We start from the raw sequence: 6,220 nt of genomic DNA, 5'->3' as shown, positions 1-6,220 counted from the left end.
ATGAGTCACGTCTACTGCTGCCAGCCATCAGCCCATCACGTACGGGCCAACCCGGCCAGCCTCACAGTCAGCGCAGGCCGGTGGTGGCGACGAACGCCTCGCCCGTGCCGCCGAAGACCAGCGGAGCGGCGGCGGCCGGTCCGACGGCCGCCTGGCCGGGGCCGAGGGTGACCGCGCCGGCGCCGTCGTCCACCGTGACCCGGCCGGCCCGGCAGAGCACCACCCGGGGCCCCGGCGACGGCAGCCGCACCTCGGGCGTGGCTTCGTCCACCGTCACCCGGTGCAGCGCGAAGTCGTCGATCGGCGCCGGCCAGCAGACCACGCCCGGCGCCACCGGCCGGGCGGTGACCACCGGGTCGGCCAGCACCTCGAAGCGGAGCACCCGCAGCAGCTCGTCGACGTCCACGTGCTTCGGGGTGAGCCCGCCGCGCAGCACGTTGTCGCTGGCCGCCATGATCTCCACCCCGGTGCCGCGCAGGTAGGCGTGCAGGTTGCCGGCCGGCATCCAGATCGCCTCCCCCGGCGCCAGCCGCACGTGGTTGAGCAGCAACGCCACCAGCACCCCCGGGTCGCCCGGGTAGCTCGCCGCCAGCGCCCGGGCCAGCTCGGCGTCCGGGCCGGCGACGCCCGCCGACACCACCGCGTCGACCAGCCCGGCGCGCTGCGCCGCCGGCCAGGTCAACAGCAGGCGTACCGCGTCCCGCAGGCCCGCCGGCCCGGTGCGCAGCGCGGCCACCACCGGTTCCAGCGCGGGTACGCCGAACGCGGCGAGCACGTCCGCCGACTCCGCCGGATCGCGGAACCCGCACAGCGCCTCCATCGGCGCGAGCGCGACCAGCATCTCCGGCTTGTGGTACGGGTCGACGTAGTTGCGCGGCCCGTCGGTGCGCGCGGCGTCGGCCGCGTACCCGGCCCGGGCCTGCTCCGGGTCCGGGTGGGCCTGCAGGCTCAGCGGGGCGTCCGCGGCGAGCACCTTCAGCAGGAACGGCAGCCGGGTGCCGAACCGGTCGAGGACCCGCTCGCCGAGCCAGTGGCCCGGCTCGGCGGCGATCAGGTCGACCAGGCTCACCCGGTCGCCGCCCCGGTCGACCGTGGCCGGGGCGCCCGGGTGGGCGCCCAGCCACAGCTCCGCCTCCGGCCCGTCGCTGGGCACCGGGCGCCCCTGCAGCTCGGCGATGGCCGAGCGGGACCCCCAGGCGTAGTCGCGGATCGGGCCGTACAGCAGTTCCACCGTCAGGCTCCGGCGTGGCCGGCCACCCCGCCGGAGGGAGACTCCGGCTGCGCCACGGCGGTGTGCGAGGCGGTGCCCTTGCCGGCGCGCTCCGCGGCGGCGGAGTAGATGTCCGGCTCCAGGTAGATGACGCGGGCGACTGGCACGGCGGCGCGGATGCGGGCCTCGACGGTGTTGATGCCGCGGGCCAGTTCCTCGGCGCTGTCGCACGCCGGCACGCCGATCTTCGCGGCCACCATCAGCTCCTCGGGGCCGAGGTAGAGCGTCTTCATGTGGATGACCCGCTCGACCTCGGGGCCCTCGGTGATCGCCTTCTCGATCGCGGCGACGTCGTGCGCCTCCGCGCCCTCGCCGAGCAGCAGGCTCTTGGTCTCGATGGCGAGGATGACCGCGATGACCACCAGCAGCACACCGATCATCGCGGTGCCGAGGGCGTCCCACATCCCGTTACCGGTGATCAGGGTCATGCTCACGCCGAAGAGCGCGAAGATCAGACCGAGCAGGGCGCCGAGGTCCTCCAGCAGCACCACCGGCAGCTCGGGGGCCTTGGCCCGCCGGACGAAGTGCACCCAGGACTGGTTGCCCCGGACCAGGTTGGACTCCACGATCGCGGTGCGGAAGGAGAAGGACTCCAGCACGATCGCCACCACCAGCACGACGACCGGGACCCACTGCCACTTGTCGGGCGCCTCGGGGTGGGACCACTTGTGGTACGCCTCGTAGAGCGCGAAGAGACCACCCACGCTGAACAGCACGATGGCGACGATGAACGCGTAGACGTAGCGCTCCCGGCCGTACCCGAAGGGGTGCTGGGGGGTGGCCTCCCGCTTCGCCCGCTTGCCGCCCAACAGCAGCAGCGCCTGGTTGCCGGAGTCGGCGACCGAGTGGATCGACTCGGCCAGCATCGACGACAGTCCCGTCAACAGGAACGCGATGAACTTCGTGATGGCAATGCCGACGTTGGCCAGCAGTGCGGCGACGATCGCCTTCGTCCCGCCATTTGCGCTCACTGGTTCGACAGCTCCTTCATCTCGGTGATGGCCGGGACCGCCATCGGGTCCAGACCATGGGCCAGGGCAAGGTACACCGAGGCGAAGTCGGGCACCGCCACGAGGGAGGCGAGGCGCTCCAGCGCGGAGCCACCCTCGGCGGTCACCACGTCGCAGCGCACACCACGCCGCTCGGCGAGGGTCTGCACCGCGTCGGCGCGGCGCTCCTCGACGGCAAGCGGCTCGTCGGTGTCGTCCTCGGCGTTGAGGCCGCCGTCGCGCAGCAGCACCAGCCGCAGCCGCGTCGGGTCGCCCTCGACCTCGCCCGGGTCGGCGAAGATGTCCCGCGCCGACTCGACCAGGCCGCCGAAGACGCCGTCGAGCAGGCCGACGCGCCCGCGCCCGGCCTCGCCGAGCGCCCCGGTGACCACCGGGTAGCGGGCGTTGGCCGACAGCGTGTCGCCGAAGCGCCGGGCCGCAACGGTGGCCAGCGGGGACGATCCCCAGACGATCGGGATCGACCCGGCCAGCCCGAGGGCCAGCGACTTCGCCGGGTTGACGAAGGACTCCGCGGTGGGACGGCACCGGTCGGCGTCGGCGTCCAGCCGGGCCGCGGTCTCCGCCAGATCCGCCTCGTTGACCTTCACGAGGCCGAGCGTACGGGCGGCCAGCAGAACCGGCACGGTGAGCGCCCAGAGACTGGCCCGGGCCGGGGCGCGCCGGGGCACCGGGATGAACGGGGCGCGGGCCCGCTCGGCCACGGACTGGAGCTGCGAGTCGGGCGCGCCGACGGCGACCAGCCGGGCGCCGCGGCGGTGCGCGGCCTCGGCGGCGCCGAGCGCCTCGGGGCTGCGTCCGGAGGCGCTGACCGCGATGACCACGTCGGCCGCGCCGACCCAGCCGGGCACGCCGGCGCTGCGGTGCGCGATGACCGGCACCGGGCAGCGCGGCCCGGCGACCGTGGCGAGCACGTCACCGGTACGCCCGGCGGTGCCGATGCCGGCGATGACGACCGCCCGGGGGCGACCGCCGTCCTCCAGCAGCGCCAGGTTCGCCTCGGCGGCCAGGCTCGCCGACTCGCGGACCTGGGCGCCCGCCGAGGCGGTGAAGCGCAGCATGCCGCCCGGGTCCTGCTCGGCGAAGGTGTCCGGGTCGTCCAGGACGGACTCGTCGGCCACCCGCCGGCCGCTGACCCCGGCCGTACCCTCCATCACCGCTGCGCCTCCGGGCCCCCGCGCGCCTCGTCCAGCAGCAGCACCGGCACGTCGTCGCGTACCTCGAAGATGCGACCGCACTCGGTGCAGGTGAGGGTCTGCGCCTGCGCGTCGTAGTCCAGCGGGGCGTGGTGTGTGTCCGGGCAGGCGAGGATCTCGAGCAACTGCGGGTCCAGGGCCACGGTGCGGCTCCTTCCACGTGTGCGGTCTCGTCGGCCGGCGGTGCCGACCGGCGCAGGCGATCTTATCGGCGAACCCGCTCCAGCACCTCGTCGCGCAGCGAGATCATCCGCTCCTCGGTCGGGCCCTCCACGTTGAGCCGCAGCAGCGGCTCGGTGTTGGACGGGCGCAGGTTCAACCAGGCCCCGTCCGGGAAGCGCAGGGTGAGGCCGTCCAGGTCGTCGGCCTCCGCGTCCGGGTACGCGGCGCGCACCTCGGCGACCTTCGCCGCCTGGTCGGAGACCGTGGAGTTGATCTCGCCGGAGGCGACGTACCGCTCGTAGATGCCGGCCAGGATCGACAGCGGCTGGGACTGCTCGCCGAGAGCGGCCAGCGTGTGCATGGCGGCGAGCATGCCGGTGTCGGCGAACCAGAAGTCCCGGAAGTAGTAGTGCGCCGAGTGCTCCCCGCCGAAGATGGCGTTGGTGCGGGCCATCTCGGCCTTGATGAACGAGTGGCCGACCCGGGCCACCACCGGCGACCCGCCGTGCTCACGGATGATCTCCGGCACCGCGCGCGAGGTGATCAGGTTGTGAATCACCGTGGAGCCGGGGTGCTTGGCCAGCTCGCGGGCCGCCACCAGGGCGGTGATCGCGGACGGGGAGACCGGCTCGCCGCGTTCGTCGACCACGAAGCAGCGGTCGGCGTCGCCGTCGAAGGCCAGCCCGATGTCGGCGCCGTGCGCCACCACCGCGCGCTGGAGGTCGACCAGGTTCTTCGGGTCGAGCGGGTTGGCCTCGTGGTTGGGGAAGGTGCCGTCCAGCTCGAAGTAGAGCGGCACGATCTCCAGCGGCAGGGGCGGCAGGGCCGCGTCGCCGAGCACCGTGGGCACGGTGTAGCCGCCCATCCCGTTGCCGGCGTCGACGACCACCTTCAACGGCCGGATGGTGGAGAGGTCGACCAGCTTGCGCAGGTGCGCGGCGTAGTCCGCCAGCAGGTCCCGCCGCCGGGCCGGGACCGGCGGCTCGCCGGCCACCCGCTCGCCGCGGGCCAGCAGCGCCTGGGCCCGGTCGCGGATGTCGGCCAGGCCGCTGTCCTGCCCGATCGGCCGGGCGCCGGAGCGGCACATCTTGATGCCGTTGTACTGCGCCGGGTTGTGGCTGGCGGTGAACATCGCGCCGGGCAGGCCCAGCGCGCCCGAGGCGTAGTAGAGCATGTCGGTGGAGGCCAGCCCCAGCTCGATCACCGAACGGCCCTCCGACCGCACGCCGGTGGCGAAGGCACTCGCCAGGGCGGGCCCGGTGGCCCGCATGTCGTGCGCGATGAGCACGGCGTCGCCCGGCTCACCGGAGTCGTTCAGGACCTGCGTCATGGCCGCCCCGAGCGCCTCCGCGGTGCGCTCGTCCCACTGGTCGGGCACCGTCCCACGGACGTCGTACGCCTTCACGATCTGGGACAGGTCAGACACCGGGCTCGCTCCTCGACAGCAGGTCGTCAACGAACCTGAGCCTAACGGAGCGGCGGGGTGCGCCTTGTCCTAGCCGGGCAGGCGGGGCATGAAGGTCGTCGCCTCCCCGTCGGGCGGCGTGGTGGCGGGCTGCTGCGGCGCGGGCGTCGTGGACGCGGGCGGGGCCGACGCCGGGGCGCCGTACACCCCGCCGGACGAGCGAGGTGCGGGCGTGACGGTCGGGTACGCGCCGGCGCCGCCGTACAGCCCGTTGGGGCGGGCCGGGGCGGGCTGCTGGCCGTACACCTGAGGGGTCGGCGCGGGGGCGGCGCCCGGCACCCCGCCGCCGGAGCGGTAGGTGGTCGGACCGGGGTTGCGCGGCAGCGGGAGGGCCGGGTACTCCGCCTGCTCGCGGGCGGGCCCGCGGTCCTTGCGGTTGTTGCGGATGAGCAGGGCGATCAGCCCGGCGCCGATGGCTACCAGGGCGATGCCGAACCACATGATCATGGATCCTCCGGAGGACTCTTCGGCAGCGGCGGTGGCCTGGCCGGGGGTCGGAGCGGCGAGGGCGGCGCGGGTCGGCTCGTCCGTGACGGCGGCCGGGCTCTCGGTCGCGCTGGGAGTCGGGGTGGGCTTGCGGCTCGGGGTCGGTGAAGCGCTGGTGGCGGTGCGGCCGCCGACCCGGGAGGTGTCGGCGCCCCGGCCGATGAGGCGGCCGGCGGCAGTCGTCGCCTCGCCGGCCACCTCCAACCTGCCCGCCGGGGCGCCCGCGAGGAACGCGACCCGGTAGCGAACGGTGATGCTCTTCCCCTTGCACAACGTGGCATTCGCCGGCGAGGTACGGGCGGTGGCGACGCTGCCACCGCCGCCGGAGACGGCGACCGGGAACCAGCGGCCCCCGATGTTCACCTGTACCCGCACCTGGTCGGGGTTCAACCCGGCGAGCCGCAATCCGAGCGAACTGCGCAGCAGTACGCAGCCCTCGGTGCGCTTGCGCACCTCCAGCTGGGCGCCGCCCGCGGAACCGCCCGCGCTGAAGCCGCTCGCCGCGCGGACTCCGACCCGGTCGGAGTCGGCGTACGCGGGGGCGGCGGCGACGGCGAGCAGGCCGCCGAGCAGCGCAGCACCCGCCGCCAGGCGTACGACGTGCCGACGCACGGTCATCTCCACCTCACCGTCT

At 74.5% G+C, this 6,220-nt stretch carries 6 protein-coding genes; all 6 read right to left on the bottom strand.

The window, feature by feature from the left end:
* Positions 1-67: 67 nt before the first annotated feature.
* Entirely contained in the window at positions 68-1,231 is a 1,164-nt protein-coding gene (gene manA / locus ACSNN7_RS14275) for a mannose-6-phosphate isomerase, class I (RefSeq protein WP_436681224.1), read from the bottom strand.
* A 2-nt stretch (positions 1,232-1,233) separates the two neighbouring features.
* Complete coding sequence (locus ACSNN7_RS14270; protein WP_436681223.1) at positions 1,234-2,241, bottom strand: cation diffusion facilitator family transporter; 1,008 nt, start codon at positions 2,239-2,241, stop codon at positions 1,234-1,236.
* On the bottom strand, positions 2,238-3,434 hold the full coding sequence (locus ACSNN7_RS14265; protein ID WP_436681222.1) for an SIS domain-containing protein: 1,197 nt from the start codon (positions 3,432-3,434) through the stop codon (positions 2,238-2,240). The genes ACSNN7_RS14270 and ACSNN7_RS14265 overlap by 4 nt, the downstream gene beginning before the upstream one ends.
* A complete protein-coding gene (locus tag ACSNN7_RS14260; RefSeq protein WP_334451776.1) occupies positions 3,431-3,616 on the bottom strand; it encodes a Trm112 family protein in 186 nt (61 codons plus the stop codon). The genes ACSNN7_RS14265 and ACSNN7_RS14260 overlap by 4 nt, the downstream gene beginning before the upstream one ends.
* 62 nt (positions 3,617-3,678) lie before the next feature.
* Positions 3,679-5,061 (bottom strand): phosphomannomutase/phosphoglucomutase, encoded by a 1,383-nt coding sequence (locus ACSNN7_RS14255; RefSeq protein ID WP_436681221.1) that lies wholly within the window; start codon positions 5,059-5,061, stop codon positions 3,679-3,681.
* A 69-nt stretch (positions 5,062-5,130) separates the two neighbouring features.
* Positions 5,131-6,204: a hypothetical protein gene (locus tag ACSNN7_RS14250; protein ID WP_436681227.1), complete on the bottom strand. Its 1,074-nt coding sequence runs from the start codon at positions 6,202-6,204 to the stop codon at positions 5,131-5,133.
* Positions 6,205-6,220: the final 16 nt, after the last annotated feature.

The organism is Micromonospora sp. URMC 105 (genome assembly GCF_051386295.1).
Classification (GTDB): domain Bacteria; phylum Actinomycetota; class Actinomycetes; order Mycobacteriales; family Micromonosporaceae; genus Micromonospora.
This window is presented reverse-complemented; position numbering and strand designations above follow the sequence as displayed.